Genomic DNA, 388 nt, shown 5'->3' on the forward strand with positions numbered 1-388 from the left:
GCCTTCGCTGGTGGTGAAATTCGGCGTCAGCCGCGCCACCATGGGCTTCGCCGTCAACGCCAGCACGTTCGGCATGGCGGTGGCGGGCATCGCCGTCGCGCTCTTCGGACGCGGTATTGATCGCCGCAACGGCATCTGGATCAGCCTGGTCATCCTGGCGATACCGACAACGCTGCTTTCGCAGACCGACAGCATCGTGGTTTTTGCTTTGCTGCGCATAGCGCAAGGCCTCTGCATGTCGACCGCCTTCACGTTGACGATGGCTTACCTGGCAGAGCATTTTTCCGCTCGGCAGACGACCAGCGCGCTCGCGGCCTATGTGACCGGCAATGTCGCCAGCAACTTCTTCGGCCGGCTCATGTCGGCTGCCGTGGCCGACACATTCGGC

1 protein-coding gene is annotated in these 388 nt (G+C 63.1%); it reads left to right on the forward strand.

From position 1 onward, the window contains the following. Positions 1-388: MFS transporter (locus EOA29_RS40860; protein WP_127222628.1), on the forward strand; the 388-nt coding region annotated here is incomplete at both ends.

Origin of the sequence: Mesorhizobium sp. M1E.F.Ca.ET.063.01.1.1 (genome assembly GCF_003998155.1) — a bacterium.
GTDB lineage: Bacteria > Pseudomonadota > Alphaproteobacteria > Rhizobiales > Rhizobiaceae > Mesorhizobium.